General features: G+C 37.0%; 17 protein-coding genes. 10 read left to right on the top strand and 7 right to left on the bottom strand.

What is annotated here, in order from left to right; all coding sequences use genetic code 11:
- The first annotated feature begins 36 nt into the window (after positions 1-36).
- Positions 37-531 carry a MarR family transcriptional regulator gene (locus PYV58_RS11045; protein ID WP_034612977.1) on the top strand — a complete coding sequence of 165 codons (495 nt, stop codon included), beginning with the start codon at positions 37-39 and terminating at the stop codon, positions 529-531.
- A 65-nt stretch (positions 532-596) separates the two neighbouring features.
- Positions 597-935, top strand: a complete 339-nt coding sequence (locus tag PYV58_RS11050; protein WP_034612980.1) for a DUF6616 family protein — start codon at positions 597-599, stop codon at positions 933-935.
- 135 nt (positions 936-1,070) lie between these two features.
- Here the strand turns inward: PYV58_RS11050 and PYV58_RS11055 are convergent, their stop codons facing one another.
- From PYV58_RS11055 to PYV58_RS11085, 7 genes are all read right to left on the bottom strand, one after another.
- Positions 1,071-1,964, bottom strand: coding sequence for a transporter (locus tag PYV58_RS11055; RefSeq protein ID WP_275059829.1), 894 nt, complete (start codon positions 1,962-1,964; stop codon positions 1,071-1,073).
- Between the two features lie 153 nt (positions 1,965-2,117).
- On the bottom strand, positions 2,118-3,140 hold the full coding sequence (gene dmpG, locus PYV58_RS11060) for a 4-hydroxy-2-oxovalerate aldolase (protein ID WP_034612986.1): 1,023 nt from the start codon (positions 3,138-3,140) through the stop codon (positions 2,118-2,120).
- The gene (locus PYV58_RS11065; RefSeq protein WP_034612989.1) at positions 3,137-4,081 is read right to left on the bottom strand and encodes an acetaldehyde dehydrogenase (acetylating); all 945 of its coding nucleotides are present in this window, start codon (positions 4,079-4,081) and stop codon (positions 3,137-3,139) included. The genes dmpG and PYV58_RS11065 overlap by 4 nt, the downstream gene beginning before the upstream one ends.
- A 123-nt stretch (positions 4,082-4,204) precedes the next feature.
- Positions 4,205-4,987, bottom strand: coding sequence for a fumarylacetoacetate hydrolase family protein (locus PYV58_RS11070; RefSeq protein ID WP_034612991.1), 783 nt, complete (start codon positions 4,985-4,987; stop codon positions 4,205-4,207).
- A gap of 165 nt (positions 4,988-5,152) precedes the next feature.
- Positions 5,153-6,967 (bottom strand): FAD-dependent monooxygenase, encoded by a 1,815-nt coding sequence (locus PYV58_RS11075; protein WP_034613080.1) that lies wholly within the window; start codon positions 6,965-6,967, stop codon positions 5,153-5,155.
- 32 nt (positions 6,968-6,999) lie between these two features.
- Positions 7,000-7,836 (bottom strand): alpha/beta hydrolase, encoded by an 837-nt coding sequence (locus PYV58_RS11080; RefSeq protein ID WP_004821550.1) that lies wholly within the window; start codon positions 7,834-7,836, stop codon positions 7,000-7,002.
- A gap of 20 nt (positions 7,837-7,856) precedes the next feature.
- The gene (locus tag PYV58_RS11085; RefSeq protein ID WP_004821545.1) at positions 7,857-8,744 is read right to left on the bottom strand and encodes a VOC family protein; all 888 of its coding nucleotides are present in this window, start codon (positions 8,742-8,744) and stop codon (positions 7,857-7,859) included.
- A gap of 412 nt (positions 8,745-9,156) precedes the next feature.
- Between PYV58_RS11085 and PYV58_RS11090 the strand changes: the two genes are divergently transcribed.
- The 8 genes from PYV58_RS11090 to PYV58_RS11125 all read left to right on the top strand — a co-directional run bounded on the left by PYV58_RS11090 (position 9,157) and on the right by PYV58_RS11125 (position 18,455).
- Positions 9,157-10,047, top strand: coding sequence for a LysR family transcriptional regulator (locus PYV58_RS11090; RefSeq protein ID WP_034612994.1), 891 nt, complete (start codon positions 9,157-9,159; stop codon positions 10,045-10,047).
- A gap of 312 nt (positions 10,048-10,359) precedes the next feature.
- The gene (locus PYV58_RS11095) at positions 10,360-12,582 is read left to right on the top strand and encodes a TonB-dependent siderophore receptor (protein ID WP_034612996.1); all 2,223 of its coding nucleotides are present in this window, start codon (positions 10,360-10,362) and stop codon (positions 12,580-12,582) included.
- A gap of 168 nt (positions 12,583-12,750) precedes the next feature.
- Positions 12,751-13,005, top strand: a complete 255-nt coding sequence (locus PYV58_RS11100; RefSeq protein WP_004720401.1) for a hypothetical protein — start codon at positions 12,751-12,753, stop codon at positions 13,003-13,005.
- Positions 12,998-13,756, top strand: a complete 759-nt coding sequence (locus PYV58_RS11105) for a Fic family protein (protein ID WP_051671006.1) — start codon at positions 12,998-13,000, stop codon at positions 13,754-13,756. Before PYV58_RS11100 ends, PYV58_RS11105 begins: the two co-directional genes overlap by 8 nt.
- A 396-nt stretch (positions 13,757-14,152) precedes the next feature.
- Entirely contained in the window at positions 14,153-15,439 is a 1,287-nt protein-coding gene (gene salA / locus PYV58_RS11110; protein WP_034613001.1) for a salicylate 1-monooxygenase, read from the top strand.
- 45 nt (positions 15,440-15,484) lie between these two features.
- Positions 15,485-16,837 (top strand): MFS transporter, encoded by a 1,353-nt coding sequence (locus PYV58_RS11115; protein WP_034613004.1) that lies wholly within the window; start codon positions 15,485-15,487, stop codon positions 16,835-16,837.
- A gap of 48 nt (positions 16,838-16,885) precedes the next feature.
- The gene (locus tag PYV58_RS11120) at positions 16,886-17,779 is read left to right on the top strand and encodes a LysR family transcriptional regulator (RefSeq protein ID WP_081407372.1); all 894 of its coding nucleotides are present in this window, start codon (positions 16,886-16,888) and stop codon (positions 17,777-17,779) included.
- Between the two features lie 205 nt (positions 17,780-17,984).
- Entirely contained in the window at positions 17,985-18,455 is a 471-nt protein-coding gene (locus PYV58_RS11125; protein ID WP_004720411.1) for an Lrp/AsnC family transcriptional regulator, read from the top strand.
- Positions 18,456-18,545 lie beyond the last annotated feature (90 nt).

The following is an 18,545-nucleotide window of genomic DNA, read 5'->3' on the forward strand; positions in this document are numbered from 1 at the left end:
TATAGTTAGTCACCATACTATATGGCTAAATACTAAATGAATCTAGAACAGAAATACACCGCGCTTTTGCATGAAGCGCAACGCCGTAAAATGGCAGATATTGAAAATTTGCGCCTCTGTTTTCAAACGCTTTCACTTGCTTCAAGTATTGATCGAGACTGTGCCGCACAGCTTGCGCCTTATGGCTTATCTGAAGGGAGATTTGTGCTTTTATTTCTCCTTGATGCAGCTAATGATGCTGTAGCGCCTAAAACTTTAGCTGAACAAGCGGGAATTACCCGTGCCACAGTCACTGGACTACTGGATGGTTTAGAACGTGAACAATTGGTAGAACGTCACGCAGATCCAGAAGATCGTCGCGCGTTATGTATTCGGCTGACGGCAAAGGGTAAACAAGTCGCAAAAACTGTGTTTGATCAGCATAGTCGCTGGATTGCCAGCCTGTTTGTTGGTTTAACCCAAGCTGAGCGTGAGCAATTAACAGACTTACTTGAGAAAGTGGCGAAAAATCTTGTTGATAAGCGCTTATAAAATATCTGTATAAAAATCTTTTTAAATTATCGATATAAAACGTTGAATTAAATCAAGGAAAAATCATGAATCACTATCTCATTGAACTCTATACACCAAATGCAGTTTGGCAAACTTTACCTACACAAGAGCGCCAACAATATTTGGCGGATGTTGGCGCGGCTATGGGAGGCTTGTCTAGTCTGGGTGTTGAGCTTTTAACACTCACCGAAATTGATACTGTAGTTGATCAAAGTAGTCATCATCGCTTTATGGGGATTTGGCGCTTTCCAAATCAACAGGCACGGGATGCATTGTTAACAGGTATTCAAGCAAGTGGTTGGTATGATTACTTCGATCATGTGAATGCAGCAGGGACGGAAGGTGATTTCCAGCAACATCTTGATGCTTTAGCAAAGTTTTAGATTGTTGACTATTTCACAATTTACTATTTCTGTCTGTTTAAACACAGCAACATTGATTTATAAAAATTTTATCAACTAGCTTAATTAGACTAGGATGGGTTTTCGTATTTTAAAACCCATCAGAACCAGATAAAATTATTTTAGACTATTTTTAGGGATCACAAGTCTTAACCAAGCCGCATCGCCTTTAGGTCTATTTTCAACAGCAGTTTCAGTAATATATCGAGCCTCTACAGACCAACCTTTTCGCCCTTTATACAAAATCCCGGGACCAATACCGAAAACTTGACCTTTAAAACCAATATCATCTCCATTAAATTTATCACCCGTCACTTGTTTTAAAGCATAACCTTGTATACCAACAGCAAAATTGGGTAAAACGCGATAACTTAAATTATAATCTCCTGCAAAAAATTGACCCGATTTATAATTGGTATCATTATTCTCAGTATTATAATTATAGGTTATCTTAGCACTGGCATCCCAATGAGGATCAAGGTAGCTATATCCTATCATCGGTCGAATGGTAGAGTAGTTATTACCAGAGTTTGCCATTTTATTTTTGTCATAAGATCCAATAGGTACCGTCACTTCAAGTCCTGTTGTATAGTTATGTGAACCATGATGCCAACCAATTGCTGTGGCTAAATTGGTATCTCCAAAACCAAACTTTGAATCTGTATATCCTGCCGCACTGGCACGAATATCAACCAAGGGTTGTACGATATGAAATGCAAGATTACCACCAAATACTGTTTTATCCGTCACCCAAACTAGCCGTGGTACGTACACATTTACATTTAATCCAAAGTCTGGAATAGATGAATCTCCATTTTGGTCTACAAATTTTGAAGCATGGTAATTTTGATAATAACCAAGCATATACGTCCCTGGCGGAGGCAGAGCGCCCGCAAAAAAAGTATCTGCACCTAAAGGATAAGTGCTGGCACCATTTTCAGTTGCAAAAGCATTGCTAAATTGCAAGAATGCAGTTATACCAAACACAATTCGAAGATTATGACTGTCCATGTTTTATTTCCTTTTGTTGATTTTAGAATTTAATCAATCCTTGGTACGTTGTTCATCGTGCTGTAGTTTTGTGTTTTATAATTAAAAAACTATAGCGCTAATACATTTTTGTTTTGGTCACTGATGTTCAAATATGAATCCTCTATAATCGGATCATTCAGCCAATTGCTTTTGCTTTAAGATATCCAAAGCAACATCAATGATCATATCCTCCTGACCACCAACCATACGGCGCCTCCCTAATTCGATTAAAATGTCGATTGTTTTAACAGCATATTTTTTCTGAGCTTCTTCTGCATGACGGAGGAAACTTAAGTAGACACCTGCATAGCCTAATGCCAATGTTTCTCGATCCACACGAACTGGTCGATCCTGTAAAGGTCGGACTAAGTCATCTGCTGCATCCATCAATGCGTATAAATTTGTGCCATGATTCCAACCTAGTTTTTCTGCAGCCGCAATAAACACCTCTAATGGCGCATTTCCTGCACCAGCCCCCATGCCTGCTAAACTTGCATCAATTCGTTGACAGCCTTCTTCAACAGCGACAATTGAATTGGCAACTCCTAAACTTAAATTGTGGTGCGCGTGGATTCCCAATTCAGTTTCATGTTTCAGTACTGCTTTCAGGGCTTTGAAACGTGAACGAATATCAACCATATTCATTGCACCACCTGAATCCACAACATAAATGCAGGTTGCGCCATAACTTTCCATGAGTTTTGCCTGTTGTGCTAAATCCTCAGGAGTTTGTAGGTGACTCATCATTAAAAAGCCAACAGCATCCATTCCTAAATGACGTGCATATTCAATATGCTGCCTAGATATGTCTGCTTCTGTACAATGTGTAGCTACACGTACAATACTTGCACCCGCATCATAAGCGGCTTTTAAGTCGTGAATCGTACCGATACCAGGCAATAAAAGTGTGGCAATTTTGGCATGTTTAACAACATCAGCAACGACTTCAATCCACTCAAGGTCAGTGTGTGCACTAAAGCCGTAGTTAAATGATGAACCTTGTAAACCATCACCGTGAGCAACTTCAATAGAATCCACCTTTGCAAGATCTAAAGCACTTGCGATGGAACGCACATCATCTAAAGAATATTGATGGCGGATTGCATGCATGCCATCACGTAAAGTTACATCAGAAATATAAAGTTTTTTATTCATCGCAAATGCTCCATGGACTGAACCATGCGTTCAGCAGTTGTAAGCGCTGCAGATGTCATGATGTCCAAATTTCCTGCATAAGCAGGGAGATAATGTGCTGCTCCTTGAACTTCAAGAAAAATTGAAGTTTTTAGACCACTGAATTTACCCACACTGGGAATATTTAATGGTCTATCTTCAGGAATTACATCAAATTGAACTTTTTGTTTTAAACGGTAGCCCGCCACATAAGACTGTACAACCTGAACCATTTCTTCAATACTTTGTTCAATTTTGGCTTGATCTACTAGCTCAGATAAAATATAGACAGTGTCACGCATGATTAGTGGTGGTTCTGCAGGATTCATAATGATGATTGCTTTACCTTTGGTCGCACCACCAATCATTTCAATTGCTTTGGCTGTTGTTTCAGTAAATTCATCAATATTAGCACGTGTACCTGGACCTGCCGATTTAGAAGCGATTGAAGCCACAATTTCTGCATAATGTACTTTGGTAAGTCGTGAGACTGCTGCAACCATTGGAATAGTTGCTTGACCGCCACAAGTCACCATGTTGACATTCCGTGCATTTAAATTTTCATTCAAATTGACCACAGGAATACAATATGGACCAACAGCCGCAGGCGTTAGATCAATTAAGCAAATACGGGAATTTTTAGCCCTTAGAAATGCATCATTTTCAATATGTGCTGTCGCAGATGTAGCATCAAATACAAAATCAATTTCTGGAAAAATGGCAAGCTTACTCAACCCCAGTATGCCTTCATAGGTTGTTTCCACCCCCATATCAGCTGCGCGAGCCAAACCATCTGAATTTGGATCAACTCCCACCATTACGGCCATTTCTAGATATTTTGATTGGCGCAAAATTTTGATCATTAAATCAGTTCCAATATTTCCAGAGCCAATAATGGCAACCTTGCTTTTTTTAATACTCATTACATTGACTCCAATATGCATCGCTAATGAAAGATCTTAATTTCATGTTATTGAATAATAAATAGTTTTTAATAAAAATATCGATTATCATATATCTAAAATAAAAACTCTGATTCATTAAAATTAGCTAAAAAAACAACTTACTCCACCCAGTCGCGTTAACTGCATACGAATATGATCACCCGCTTCAACTTTCACCATTGGACCAATTGCCCCAGATAACACGATGTCACCAGCCAGAAGAGGGCGTCCATATTCAGCCATTTTTCGTGCTAACCAAAGGCAGGACTCCAAGGGGTGACCTAGACAAGCTGCACCAACACCAATTGAAGCCTGTTTGCCATTTTTCTCTAAAATCATTCCTTCCAATGCAAGATTCATTTCAGAAAAGCGAACCGGGGTATTTCCTAACACATACAGCCCCGATGAAGCATTATCTGCAACGGTATCAATCAAAGTGATCTTCCAGTCTTCAATTGCTGAGTCCACAATTTCTAAAGCAGGGACTAAGTAATCAACGGCTTGAATTAATTCAGATAGTGTCGTATCTATTGCGAACAGATCATGTTTGAGTATGAAAGCAATCTCACCTTCAATTTTGGGTTGAATCAGCGTTTTACTGTCAATGATCGCACCATCATAATGTTCCATGTCTGCAAACAACATTCCAAAATCAGGCTGATCAACACCCAATTGTTGTTGGACTGCTATGGAGGTTAAACCTACTTTTCGGCCGATTAAGCGACGACCTTGTTCTAAGGCAATTCGCGTATTTATTTCCTGAACAGCATAAGCATCATCCAATGTCGTAATCCCAAACTGTTCTGAAATTCGTTGACATGGTTGAAGCTTGAGACGTGATTGGGTCAATGCTGCAGCTGCATTCTGAATCGCTTGCGTTGTCATTTTTATCACCTTAATCATGAAAGTCATGACTTGGTTAAAACCGAATTATGACTTTCAATGCTGGAACTTTTACAAAATATAACTATGGTAGGCTCGTTGGAAAAAGTCTTTTTACCAGAGTCTTGCCTCGGTTTTTGATTAACTCACTAGGTTGATAACATTCAATTAAGCAGGCAGAGATGCTGAGTTTTCTGTTTCTTTAGAAATCGAAGATTGGCCTAAAATTTCTTTTAATGATTGAGTAAGCTTATTGACATACTGGTTTGATGCATTATGGGCACGCCATGCGATCATCATGTCTGGGCGAACCAATAATGCACCACTCTCATCAATCCCAGAGATCCGAGCATAATCACCAAAACTGTCGTCATATTCACCCAAACCGATCTGGCAGACTTTAATTTCAATACCTAACTCTTGTTCTGCTTTTTTCACAGCTTCGAGCCAAGCTTGACCTGACAAACCGGTCAATAGGGTAAAGGTTCCTTTACCACATAAGTCGAGTGTAGATATTTTATGTTGGTTTTTTTGCAACCATACATGTGGAATATGTGAGCCAGGACGAGTACTTGCTTGATAAAAATACTTTGGATCTTTAATAAAGACTTCTTCCGCAGAGCCATCAGAAAGGATGGCTTTTGAAACATAGCGTTGGTTTAACTCAACACCATGTGCTGAACCAAAGCCATCTAAGGTTGCCTGCATTGCATTTTTAAGTTCTGCACGGCGTTTGGCGCCTTCAATAGTCGGTTCTCTTAACCATTCAAATGCAAGTTTAGTTTCAGCAGAATTATCTTCATTTGGTTTTAGCCCAGTTGCTTTAAGTAGAGGGATCAAAGTCATTGTGCTATCAAATGCATGATTTACAATTTGTTTTGCTATAGGTGTACGTTCAGTATCAAAAGATTCAAGTAATGTATGATTTGCTTGACCTTTAATGACCATTGCAAGTTTCCAAGCCAAATTGTAAGCATCTTGAATACTGGTATTCATGCCCAAGCCACCGAATGGTGTATGTTTATGTATCGCATCACCGATACAGAACACACGACCTTTGCTACTATTCAGTGCAAATTGGCGATTATTTTCCCAAGTTGATACAGCTGTAATTTTTATAGGGATCGTATCTGTACCTAAAATACGATTTACATAGGTTACAGCGTCCTCATAGCTTAATTTTGGTGTGCCTTTAGCTTTATAGTAACCACCGACACAAACCCATTTTGTCCATGGACGCACCATGCGCAATACACCAAAACCAGGACCACCTTCAGGACCATTCAAACCATGACCTGTTTGAAGCATCCAGTACATATCACTTTTACGATGATTACAGTAGTTGCTTAAATCTGCTTCAAATTCAATATTGATAGAACCTGAATCACCCAGTGATAGATCACCTTCAAACTCAATACCAATATCCTGTGCAACTTTTGAATGGGCACCATCTGCACCGATTAGGTATTTGGCACGCACTGTAAATTCAGTTTCAGTTAATTTATCTAATAATTGTATAGTGACACCGAGATCATCCTGTATATGAGATAAATACTCTGTCTTAAAGCGGACATCAGCACCTCTTAATGCAGTCTCACTGATCAATAAAGGTTCAAAATATAATTGTGGTAAATCACAATATCTACTTGGACTTGCAGCCATATGCTCACCTTGAGCAAGAGGAGAACTTGCCCAAGCAGGAATCCGTCCATATTCTTGACCCACTAGACTTGAAGCGAATACATGTTCACCCATATAAGACCAAGGAGTTGAAAGTTTTTTTGCAGCTTCTTCAATCTCTAGATCTCTCAAGATCTCCATGGTTCTTTGATTGACAATGTGTGCACGTGGTGTTGGCGAAGTGGAAGAATACTTATTAATGATAATATTTCGAATGCCTGCATGGGCTAATAATAAAGATGCGATAGCCCCTGATGGTCCTGCACCAACAATGAATACATCAGTTTCGATTATTTTAGCCATAATAACGCTCCATATTTTTTGAAAATCCATTTTTAGTTGTGATTCCATTTGTCCAGTAAAATGAAATCTAAAGTGATGCGGGTAAATAATTCAGGGTGTTCCATCATTGCCCAGTGACCACAATGCGGTAAGAAATAACCTGTAGATTCTTCAAGTAACTCTAAAAAACGGAAAGCTTCTCGCATTGGAATAGCCGCGTCATCTTTACCATTTACCACTAAAGTTCGGGTTTTAATAGCCGCAATTTCAGACTCTTCATAGTGCAAGCCGCTTTGATCACGAACCCATCCCATTGTTGATTGATAGGCCTTTTTAGTCGCAGGTTGATTGGATAATGCATGGCGATAAAAAATCAAATCTTCAGGTATTTTAAAGTTTGCATTGCCTAATGCTTTGATAATTTTACGCATACCCTCAACTGTGAAATCATAGTGAATAACATTTTGAAGGGCAGGGTTCACTTTATGGTTCAGACCAGCACTCCCCATCAACACCATACTTTTTACAAGATCAGGGCGTTTCATTGCTACGCCTAGAGCAGTAGCGCCACCCATAGAATTACCTATGATATGAACAGGACCTTTAGCTAAAGCTTCAATGAATGCAATGGCTTGTTCATTACGAGCTTGTTGGGTATAAGAAAATTCAGCTGGATCTGGACAATCTGACTTACCAAACCCCACCATATCCATAGCAATTACATTTGCAGATGTTGCAAATAGATCGAATGAAGCACGCCAGTTACCGTATGAATCAGCACCCGCACCACCACCATGGATTAAAATAATAGTTTCATCACCTGTTCCAGACTCATAATAAGCTGTTGTGAAGACACCAGTTTTAAGATATTTTTCAGAATTGATTTTCATTGTGACCTTCCTTTAATCATCTAATGAGCAAGCTTTTTGTGGCCCCAACTACTTAATTCGTTGTAACGTTTAATGTCCCATGTTTCGTCATCGACAATAATTGCACCATATCCAATTTCGAGTGCAAAACCAGAAGGCGATTTGACATAGAATGAAAACATTTCATCATTAGGGTGACTGCCTAAACCCATTTCAAAAGTTAAATCTGCCGCCTGACAACGTTCATAAGCCAAGCCAACGTCTGTAATATTGTTTACTTCAAACATCATATGGTGAATTCTTTTTGGAAATTCTAAGGGGACTTTTGCCGTTGCAACAGAATGATGACGTCCTGTTTGGGTATGAAAGAATGTCACTTCCATATTTACACCAGGTTTAATTGGTCCCTGACAAATATCACTTACCTGAAGACCTAAAGTGTCTTTATAAAAATCTGTTAGTTTTCCCAGTACTGTATCTACTGCAACAAAATGACCGACACCTAAGCGACCTGTTTTAAAACCTTTGGTGATTTTATTGGAATAAAACCCATTATTCTTTTGAGCGCGTGCTGCACAGTAATAGAACTCATGGCGCATACCTGTTTGGTCTATAAGAAAGAACATTTTCTCAACAAACCGTTTTGTAATTAAATCTGTTCCAGCTTCTACTGTTTTAATGCCACGTGTTGCTAACTGGTTTAGGTAGGAAAGCAATTTCTCTTCATTTTCAAATTCCCAACCTGCAGCAATCATATCGTCTGCTTCACCTAATTCTAAAAATATGCGAGACTCGAATTCATCCATACGTAAATTCAACTGTTCTCGTGTTTTTTTACCTATCTTTAAACCAATCACTTCAACTGCAAATTTTTCCCATGCAGGGAGATCACTCACTTCAAAGACCAGATAACCTAAATTTGAAATCATTTGAATAATCTCCCTGTCCTATATATTGACTACATGATTGGCGGTACTTACTTTTTGACTCATGCTCAAATTCCTTTTGTTCCATACATCATAGAAGTTATTATTTTCTAGTCTAAAAAAACTATCCAATCGAATGATTTAGTATCTTGGTATTTAAAAAATGAATATCCCTTTTTTTATAAACACATAAGGGTAAAATATAGAAAATAAATATTATTTTAAGAAAAAATATTACTTGAATAATTCTTACAGAAAAATCATAAGTAATAAATATATTTTAAATTTAGGATAAACTTCAGTTGCTCTAAGGAAATTAAATTTTAAAAAATCTATTAAAGATAGTTCTTGATAAAAATCATAAAATAAAATACTTTAAAAAAGATGTTCATATATCAGTTACGTGGAGCTTTAAATGGATTTAAGCTTAATTCGACTTTTCATTGTTATTTATGAAACATGTAATATAAGTAAAGCGGCAGAAGTCTTAAATTTAAGTCAGCCATCAGTGACTTATAATTTAAATTTACTTAGAAAACAGTTAAATAATCAATTGTTTGAGCGTGCACAATATGGTGTAAAACCTACAACTACCGCAGATAAATTATATCCTGTATTTAAAACATCATTGTTTAATATTGAGTATGCTATTTCAGAAATCAAGCAATTTAATCCTTACACAGCTGAAAATGTATTTCGTATATGTTTATCTGATATAGGTGAAATGACTATATTGCCGACATTAACAAATTACTTAAGAGACCATGCACCTAATATTATATTAGAAGTCAAAGAGGTGAAAAGTGAATTGGTTGAAAATTGGCTAGTCGAAAATATAGTCGATGTTGCAATATTTAATAGTTCAAACATAGATTATCCAAAATTAAGTTATAAGTCATTGCTTTATGAAAAGTATGTTTGTCTAGTTAACAAGAATTATTACAATATTGAAAAGCCATTAAGTTTGGATGACTATTTAAATGCCTCTCATATTGCGATTAAATCAAGCACAGGTCATACATTGGTTGATCAAACTTTAAAACAACTCGGCCATAAAAGAAAAATTAAATTAGTTGTACCGCATTTTTGTATTTTAAGAGGCATACTGAATACAAGTAATCTGATTGCGACTTTGCCGATGCGAGCTGCTCAGGAATACTTAAATGATCTAAATTTTTATATTTTTATCCCTCCTTTCGAAATTCCAGGATTTCATGTAGGAATGCATTGGTTTCAGCATCATGAAGATCCTATTGCACACCAATGGTTCATTGAAACCTGTGAAAATTTGATATCTAATTTATAAGTCTGATAATGAAAATGTTGAAAACAAGTGAAGTTTATGGCAATTGAATGATCATACACACTTCACTGACGACTCTGGTATTATTTATAGTTAAATCTATATAAAAATAAAATATTAATCCGGTATGTTATAAGCGCAATTCGGACGATTTGAGGATAAATTTCTCCCTAATTTTTTATCTAATGTTATATCAAAATATTTTTTTAAATATTAAATATCGTATAGAAATGCTTGTTCAATCGAAGAAAATTGTGAATACTCATGCGCACAAATTTAGGCTGTAAGATTATCTTTTGGGGTTAGACAATTACTGTGAAAACGTATCCATTTTCTCGTTTACAAAAAGCACTACTGGCGGTTGGTTCATTTTCATGTCTAGGGCTAAGTCCAGTATTGGCACATGCTGATACTGAAAAAGATACACAGCAACTTAAAACGATTAAAGTAAGCGTACAAACAGAAGAAACAACACCAGCTGCTTATTATCAACCCAAGGTAAATTTATCAGGATTTACTCAGCAGAATCTTGCTGAGATCCCAGCATCTATCAGTACAGTCACCGCGGAACGTATCGCTGACCAACATGCAAAAACCCTGACGGATGTTGTTAAAAATGATGCAGCAATCGGCGATGGCTACGCACCCATTGGTTATTATCCAAACTTTATTATGCGTGGCTTTAACCTAAATTTAGGGTCAAGTTATTTACTCAATGGCAATTTGTTGCGTGGTGAGCAAAATGTGGCGCTTGAGAACAAAGCACAAGTTGAAATTCTAAAGGGTATAAGTGCAATCCAAAGTGGGATGTCAACACCGGGTGGTGTCATCAATTATGTCACTAAACGTCCAGAAGACATTCGTGCTATTACCGTTGAAGTAGATAGTCATGGTGGCAATCGTGTTGCAACTGACTTGGGTGGCTGGTTGGGAGAAGAGCAACAGTTTGGTTATCGAGTGAATCTGGCCAAAGAAGAAATTCATCCTTATGTTGAGCATGCAGATGGGCAGCGTTTATTTGGCGCTTTGGCATTAGACTGGAAGATTTCAGATCGCTCAAAATTAGAATTTGACATTGAATCGCAGCGTCAACGTCAGCGCTCAGTCGCTGGTTATCAGTTACTGGATGGTACAACTGTACCCACTGGGGTTAAATGGGATCGGTTACTTGGCTATCAAAGCTGGAGTAAACCAGTGACCAATGAAAGCCTAAATGCCAGCTTAAAATATATTTACCAAGTCAATGACAACTGGACAACAAATCTGTCTGCTTCACAAAGCCGTGTCGTGATTGATGATTATTCAGCATTTCCGTGGGGTTGTGGTAGCAGTATTTGTCAAAAAACGGGTTTAGGTAATACTTTTGACCAAAATGGTAACTATGATATTTATGATTTCCGTAATCCAGATGACAGTTTTTTAACCAATCAATTTAAAGCAGGCTTAAACGGAAAGTTTAGCACTGGGGCTTGGCAACATAAGCTAAGTTTAGAACTGTCACATATAAGTAAACGTCATACGCAATATAATGCAATCAACGAGCCTATAGTTAAGGGTTCTGAATCTACAGGAAATATTTATAATGATCCTATAAACTATATACCGACTGAAAAAACATTAGGTAAACATTATAAATCATTAGACAGTCAACAAACCGCACTGAACTTACTTGACCAGATTGACTTTAACGCTGAATGGTCAGTTTTGTTGGGCGGCAAACTAATGCACTTAAATGAAAATGCCTATGATGAGAATACTAACAACATCCGAGAGACCAATTTTAATCGTTTCTTGCCACAGTTTGCGTTGATGTATCAACCTTGGGAACACACCCATCTCTATGCTTCTTATGCCAAAGGTTTAAGTGATGGCGGACAAGCCCCTTGGTTTGCTACTGGTATTCCTGATCAGGGGATTGAAGGTAATGCTTTTAAAACGTTAGCACCGATAAATTCAACTCAGTATGAATTGGGTATTAAACAGCAGTGGCAAACATTACTGTTTACCGCGGCATTGTTCGATTTAACCCAAGACAACCAATACACCAACGCAGACAATTACTTTGTCACGGAGGGTAAGCAACATAACCTTGGTTTGGAATTGGGCTTACAAGGACGCTTAGGGCAAAATCTAGATATGACTTCTTCTTTAGCTTTGATTCGTTCACGTTTAAAAGAAATACAAGTGGTCGATTATCAAGGTCATCAAACTCAGAATGTACCGAGTGTCCGTTTTGCCAGTCATCTGTCTTATCGAGTACCGCAAGTGGATGGTTTACGTTTATTGGCTGGTATGCAGTACAGCAGCAGTAAATATGCCAATAAAACTGGTACAGTAAAAGTATCAGGCTATAGCGTGTTTGATATAGGTACAGCTTATAACTTCCGTGCTTATGGTTATGACAATACACTTCGATTCAACCTTGATAATGTATTTAATAAAAAATACTGGCGAGATGCGGGGAGTTTCTTAGGCGATGACTATTTATTTCTTGGCGCACCACGTACAGCACAACTCTCGTGGACTGTGGGTTTTTAAAGTAACTTGCTGAGCCTATTGGTAATTTAAATTGAGATGTAGACTAAGTTAATATTTGACGGTTAGATAATTTAATTAACGAACCGTCAATAGCATCTCATTTTTTATTAGCGTAGAAGTTACCCATGTTGTTATAATAGAGGGGCTGTTTTATTAAGGAACTTTGTGATGCTGAATGTGAATGAAATTCCACATAAAGGGTTGAAAAGATATATAGCGAAACTTGCACGTCAAAACCATATAAGCTATATAAACACTGGAAGTAGTCTATTGGCTCAAACGATTACTCGTTTAGCTGATGATGATGTTAAACCAGACGAAACTGAAAAATTAGTGATTGCTTTACGTCGAGCAAATGTGATCGATGGTTCACAAATGTTGATTTTGCTTGGCCGTTATTTTGATGAAACTCAACATGTTTGATCCCTTTAATGATTTTGAGACAAACGGTTATTTACGCAATTTCAGAAAAGATAAAAATTTAGAAATCGTTAAGCGTTTTGAACATGCTTATTTTGAAGCGAATATTGATACAGCCTTAGATTTTTTAGCATCATGTCCACGAATAACTTATGCGGACTTCCTAAAAGTTCATCATATTTTGTTTTCAGATTATTATCCTTGGGCCGGCCAAGATAGATCAATCACTTCACCAAATTGCGCGATAAAAAAAGCAGATACATTATTTGCACATCCTATGTCAGCACAGCTTGCTATAGAACAAGGCTTAAGTCTAGCCAATGATCCTAAAATGATGAATCACAAGTTTGGCGAGATCATGGGATTATTTGCATATGGCCATCCTTTTTTAGATGGAAATGGTCGTACTATGCTGCTAGTTCATATTGAACTTTGTTATCGTGCAGGATTCTCAATAGAATGGGATAGAACAAATAAAATAGATTATCTCGTAGCATTGAGTAATGAGATTGATAAACCAGGTAAGGGAATCCTAGATAATTATTTACTCCAATATAAGACGACTACCGCAGACCGTACTTCTTGGAGCAATCACATTTCAGCAATTCATGGCTTAAATGGAATTCATGGTGATGTTCAAATTGGTGAGGATTTATTTGATCCAACAATTGCCGAAAAGTATGAAAAATTTGAAGAACAGCGTGGTTACACGTATATCAATGTAACCTCTGAAAAGTCTAAATCTAAAAAGTGATCTCAATAAGAAAAATAGTGTTGTATAGACAAGGTTCTTAAATATTTTATTTAAGTCTCAAATAAATTTATGAAACTAAGCGTGATATTTAAAACACTCTTCAAGAAATAGAACAATAATTTAGTTATATCAATACTTTAGAATTTTTCAAAAAGTCCTTTTTTAAAACTATAAATCAACATAAAATTCCCCTCATCCTAGCCTTTTCCCGTGGGGAGAAGGAACTTTCAATACCAATATGATTCACGCTACATGATCACTTTTTCATTTATGAAAAAGATTTATTGAAATAAATATCAAAAAATTAGATAGTATAAACCTAAAAATATAAATTGGATTTATTCTAAAAAATAACCAATCATAGAATTCTAAGCAATTTAGTAAGGAATGCTAAAAATGGACAAAAAAATTAGAGTTGCTGTGATTGGTGGCGGTATTGCGGGCTTAGCACTCACGACTCAATTGGTCAAAAATAAACATTTAGATGTACATCTCTTTGAATCTGCATCACAGTTTTCTGAGATTGGTGCAGGGATTTCGTTTGGTGCCAATGCAGTTAAAGCCATTCAATTATTAGGTCTAAGTCAAGAATATGAATCTATTGCAGATCAGGTAAAAGCACCTTACACCGATATTTGGTTTCAATGGCGTAACGGTTATACCGATGAGTATCTATCTGCATCGATTGCGCCACAAGTCGGACAATCTTCGGTACATCGTGCAGATTTTCTCGATCGTTTAATTCCGTTGGTGCCTTTAACAAATGTACATTTTAATAAACGTGTACAAGAAATTGAGGCAGATGAAGAACAAGCGACAATTCACTTTATCGATGGTCAACATATTACATTTGATTATGTGATTGGTTGTGATGGAATTCGGTCAGTTGTTCGAAATCATGTGCTTGACTCTAATCAATTAGCGCGTGTTGAACCTCAGTTTTCAGGGACGTGGGCATATCGTGGAATTATTAAATTTCAAGATTTTAAGCAAGCCATTACAAAACTGGGAAATGATGTAGAAATTGCCGATGTACCACAAATGCTTTTAGGGAAAGATAAACATATCTTAACTTTCCCAATCCGTCAGGGTGAAGAAATTAACATTGTCGCGTTTAAGTCAGATCGCACGCAAACCGTATTAGCAGAGAATACACCATGGACATCGCCTGTTTCAAAACAAACGATGCTGACTGATTTTGCAGACTGGAGCGAGAGTTGTAAGGCATTATTGGACCTGATCGACTCACCAACAATTTGGGCATTACATGAAATTCAACCTTTAGAAACCTATAAAAACAAAAGCAATAATGTGATTTTGATTGGCGATGCTGCTCATGCCATGTTACCGCATCAAGGTGCTGGTGCCGGACAAGGTTTAGAGGATGCTTTGATTTTAGCTAAATTATTAGAAAACCCTGAGCTGACATCTGAATCTATCAAAGCTGTATCTGAAATCTATGAGCAAGTTCGATTAGCGCGCGCCGTGAAAGTTCAAAATACCTCGCGTGAATCAGGTGAAATCTATGAGCTATATTCATCGAAATATCCTGATTTTGAATCAATAGGCCAACATTTGGCACAGCGTTTTGACTGGTTGTGGCAGCATTCGCTTGAAAATGATATTCAGACAGCTAAAGCAGCATTAGCAAAACAACTACAACACACTGAAATGACGACTTAAACAACAAAGATTACAAACAGGACAATATGACCAGGGAGGTCTATTATGCAAACCATAAATGCAAATGAAATTATTGATCATGCCAAATTAAAAGCCATTCATTGGCGGGTGATTCTACTCAGCGCATTGATCATTATCTTTGATGGTTATGATCTAGTGATTTACGGTGTTGCTTTACCCAAACTGATGGCAGAATGGAAAATTGACAGTATTACGGCTGGATTTCTGGGCAGTGTCGCCTTATTTGGGATGATGTTTGGTGCAATTATTTTCGGTAGCCTGAGTGATAAATTAGAAAGCTATGGATTCAGCCGCAAAAAATTAATTATTTTATGTATCTGTTTATTCAGTGGTTTTACTTTACTTTGTGGTTATGCCAATAATCCACAAAGTTTTGCAATCTTTCGGTTTTTGGCTGGTTTGGGTTTAGGCGGAGTCATGCCAAATGTAATCGCCTTGATGACGGAATATGCACCTAAAAAACTACGTTCAACCTTGGTTTCCTTAATGTTTAGTGGTTATGCAGTCGGTGGGATGTGTTCAGCTTTATTAGGAATGTGGTTAGTCCCGCAATTTGGTTGGAAAATTATGTTTATTCTAGGAGGCACACCACTTTTACTCATTCCCATAATCTGGAAGCTGTTACCCGAATCGATTGATTATTTGGTGCGCCGTGATAAAACCGACAAAGCCATTGAGATTCTTAAACAAATTGACGGCAATATTACCTATACGTCTCAAACTCAAATTGGTCTTCATCAAGACAATCAATCCACCTCTAAAACCCCGATCAAGGATTTATTTGCAGAAAATCGTGGGATGGTGACACTCTTATTCTGGGGCAGCGTATTTATGGCGCTTGTACTGGTCTATGCTTTAGGTAATTGGTTACCTAAATTAATGGTAGAAGCAGGCTATGATTTATCGACCAGTTTGGTTTTTCTATTGGCTTTAAATATTGGGGGAATGCTTGGCGCAATTTGTGGTGGCTACTTAGCGGATCGTTTTAATCTGGCAAAGGTATTATGCTCACTGTTTTTAAGTGGCGCGATCGCATTAATCTTACTGAGTTATAATTTACCAATGGTCATTCTTTATTTTTGTATTGCGGTTGCAGGTGCTGCATCAATTGGTGGGCAAATCTTATTATTGGCGTATATGTCCCAATTTTATTCATCCAATATTCGTGCAACAGGCTTAGGAATGGCTTTAGGTGTGGGGCGCTTAGGTGCAATTTTAGGGCCAATCTTATGTGGTTGGTTATTAAGCTTAAGTCTGCCCATTAATTATAATTTTATCGCATTATCAATCCCCTGTATTATTGCAGTAATGAGTGTTTCAATGATTCACTTACGCTTGAAAAAAACAAAATTGGCGGTGAAAGCGCTACAAATCTAAAAGTAGAGCAGGGAGGTTTACCTCCCTCATTCAATAGAGATATTACAATTGATTGACCTAAGTCTTATTAAAGTTTTTATTATCGTTTTTGAAACTAAAAATATTAGTCATGCGGCCGAACGCCTCAATTTAAGCCAACCTTCTGTCACCTATAATCTGAATCGCCTACGTAAATTTTTAAATGATCCTTTATTTGAACGAGACAAATTTGGGGTCAAACCGACCAAGTTGGCACAAAGTTTATATCCGAGCTTTAGACAAGCAATTACCGATATTGAAATGGCAATTACAGCGTCTAAATACTTTGAACCAAAAACATCAACTCGAATATTTCGTTTAGGCTTATCTGATTTAGGTGAAATATGTTTACTACCTTCTTTAATTCAATACCTTTCTAAAGAAGCACCATTTATTAAGGTGGAAATTGAAGAAATTCAATCGCATAAAGTAGAAGACTGGCTGACTGAAGGTTTTTTAGATGTCGCTGTATTCAATAGTAGTTATACTGTTATGCCTAAAATTGAATCACGTAATTTATTTGAAGAACGCTATATGTGCATTGCACATAAGTACCATCCACGTATCAGGGATACGCTGAGTTTAGAACAATATTTTCAAGAAAATCATGCTGCTATTAAATCTTCAACGGGTCATATTGAAATTGATCAAAGGCTGAAAGAATTGGACTTAAAAAGAAAAATCATGCTTGAGCTTCCTCATTTTAGTGTTTTACAAGATGTTGTGACCAGTTCTGAATTATTAGTGACTTTGCCTTCACGGGCAGCAAAAGTTTATGCGCGTAATGGTGATGTCAATATTTTTGAATTACCATTTTCAGTTAAACCGTTTAATGTGAGTGCCAATTGGTATAACCATCGAGATGACATAGAAGCCAGAACATGGTTTATCCAAACACTACAAGAACTTTTCCAATCGCTATAACGCCGTATTCATTCTTATTTGTAATGCGTTAAAAAACCGTGAATAGAGCCATAACTTATCTGAACTACTCTTGATTTGAATGAGAGTTTCAAGTAATCAGCATTAAGAATTAAAAATCTATTTATCTTGTCAAAAATAGAATATCATTCCAATCATAGATAAATCAGTGACTCATTTTTTTAATTTCTTATATAAAGTGAACTGCATGAAATTACAGCTAGATAAATACGATCGTGGCATTTTGGAGCTATTACAAAAAGATTGTACCTGGGCGATTGGCGATATCGCAGATCGTATTGGATTAAGTAATACAGCATGTTGGCGACGCATTCATAAAATGGAAGAAGAAGGCATCATTCGCGCTAAAGTTGCTTTATTAGATCGTAAAAAACTAAATATCAATGTGATTGTCATGGTTTTTATTAAAACAGCACAACATAATGCAGAATGGATTGAAAAATTTCACAATCATATCCATACAATCGATGAAGTTATAGAAGTGTATCGCATGGCTGGAGAGACTGATTATTTGTTAAAAGTCGCTGTACCCGATGTGCTTGAGTATGACAAAGTCTATAAAAAAATAATTCAAATTTCTGGTCTTACTGATGTGAGCTCCAGTTTTGCGATGGAACAAATTAAGTATACGACTGAATTACCTTTAAATTTTCTTTGATCATTTAGAAAATATATAGGGGCATTCTAAGCTTCTATCCAAGCTGTAACTTAAATGTAAGGAACAGCAAGAAAATTAAACTTTTAAATA

The sequence above is a fragment of the Acinetobacter sp. TAC-1 genome (assembly GCF_029025845.1).
In the GTDB taxonomy this organism is placed as follows: Bacteria; Pseudomonadota; Gammaproteobacteria; order Pseudomonadales; family Moraxellaceae; genus Acinetobacter; species Acinetobacter guillouiae.

What these genes read in the sequence shown, in the direction of transcription:
- PYV58_RS11045 (WP_034612977.1), top strand. Translation starts at nt 37, where the DNA reads ATGAATCTAGAACAGAAATACACCGCGCTTTTGCATGAAGCGCAACGC.
- PYV58_RS11050 (WP_034612980.1), top strand. Translation starts at nt 597, where the DNA reads ATGAATCACTATCTCATTGAACTCTATACACCAAATGCAGTTTGGCAA.
- PYV58_RS11055 (WP_275059829.1), bottom strand. Translation starts at nt 1,964, where the DNA reads ATGGACAGTCATAATCTTCGAATTGTGTTTGGTATAACTGCATTCTTG.
- dmpG (WP_034612986.1), bottom strand. Translation starts at nt 3,140, where the DNA reads ATGAATAAAAAACTTTATATTTCTGATGTAACTTTACGTGATGGCATG.
- PYV58_RS11065 (WP_034612989.1), bottom strand. Translation starts at nt 4,081, where the DNA reads ATGAGTATTAAAAAAAGCAAGGTTGCCATTATTGGCTCTGGAAATATT.
- PYV58_RS11070 (WP_034612991.1), bottom strand. Translation starts at nt 4,987, where the DNA reads ATGACAACGCAAGCGATTCAGAATGCAGCTGCAGCATTGACCCAATCA.
- PYV58_RS11075 (WP_034613080.1), bottom strand. Translation starts at nt 6,967, where the DNA reads ATGGCTAAAATAATCGAAACTGATGTATTCATTGTTGGTGCAGGACCA.
- PYV58_RS11080 (WP_004821550.1), bottom strand. Translation starts at nt 7,836, where the DNA reads ATGAAAATCAATTCTGAAAAATATCTTAAAACTGGTGTCTTCACAACA.
- PYV58_RS11085 (WP_004821545.1), bottom strand. Translation starts at nt 8,744, where the DNA reads ATGATTTCAAATTTAGGTTATCTGGTCTTTGAAGTGAGTGATCTCCCT.
- PYV58_RS11090 (WP_034612994.1), top strand. Translation starts at nt 9,157, where the DNA reads ATGGATTTAAGCTTAATTCGACTTTTCATTGTTATTTATGAAACATGT.
- PYV58_RS11100 (WP_004720401.1), top strand. Translation starts at nt 12,751, where the DNA reads ATGCTGAATGTGAATGAAATTCCACATAAAGGGTTGAAAAGATATATA.
- PYV58_RS11105 (WP_051671006.1), top strand. Translation starts at nt 12,998, where the DNA reads ATGTTTGATCCCTTTAATGATTTTGAGACAAACGGTTATTTACGCAAT.
- salA (WP_034613001.1), top strand. Translation starts at nt 14,153, where the DNA reads ATGGACAAAAAAATTAGAGTTGCTGTGATTGGTGGCGGTATTGCGGGC.
- PYV58_RS11115 (WP_034613004.1), top strand. Translation starts at nt 15,485, where the DNA reads ATGCAAACCATAAATGCAAATGAAATTATTGATCATGCCAAATTAAAA.
- PYV58_RS11125 (WP_004720411.1), top strand. Translation starts at nt 17,985, where the DNA reads ATGAAATTACAGCTAGATAAATACGATCGTGGCATTTTGGAGCTATTA.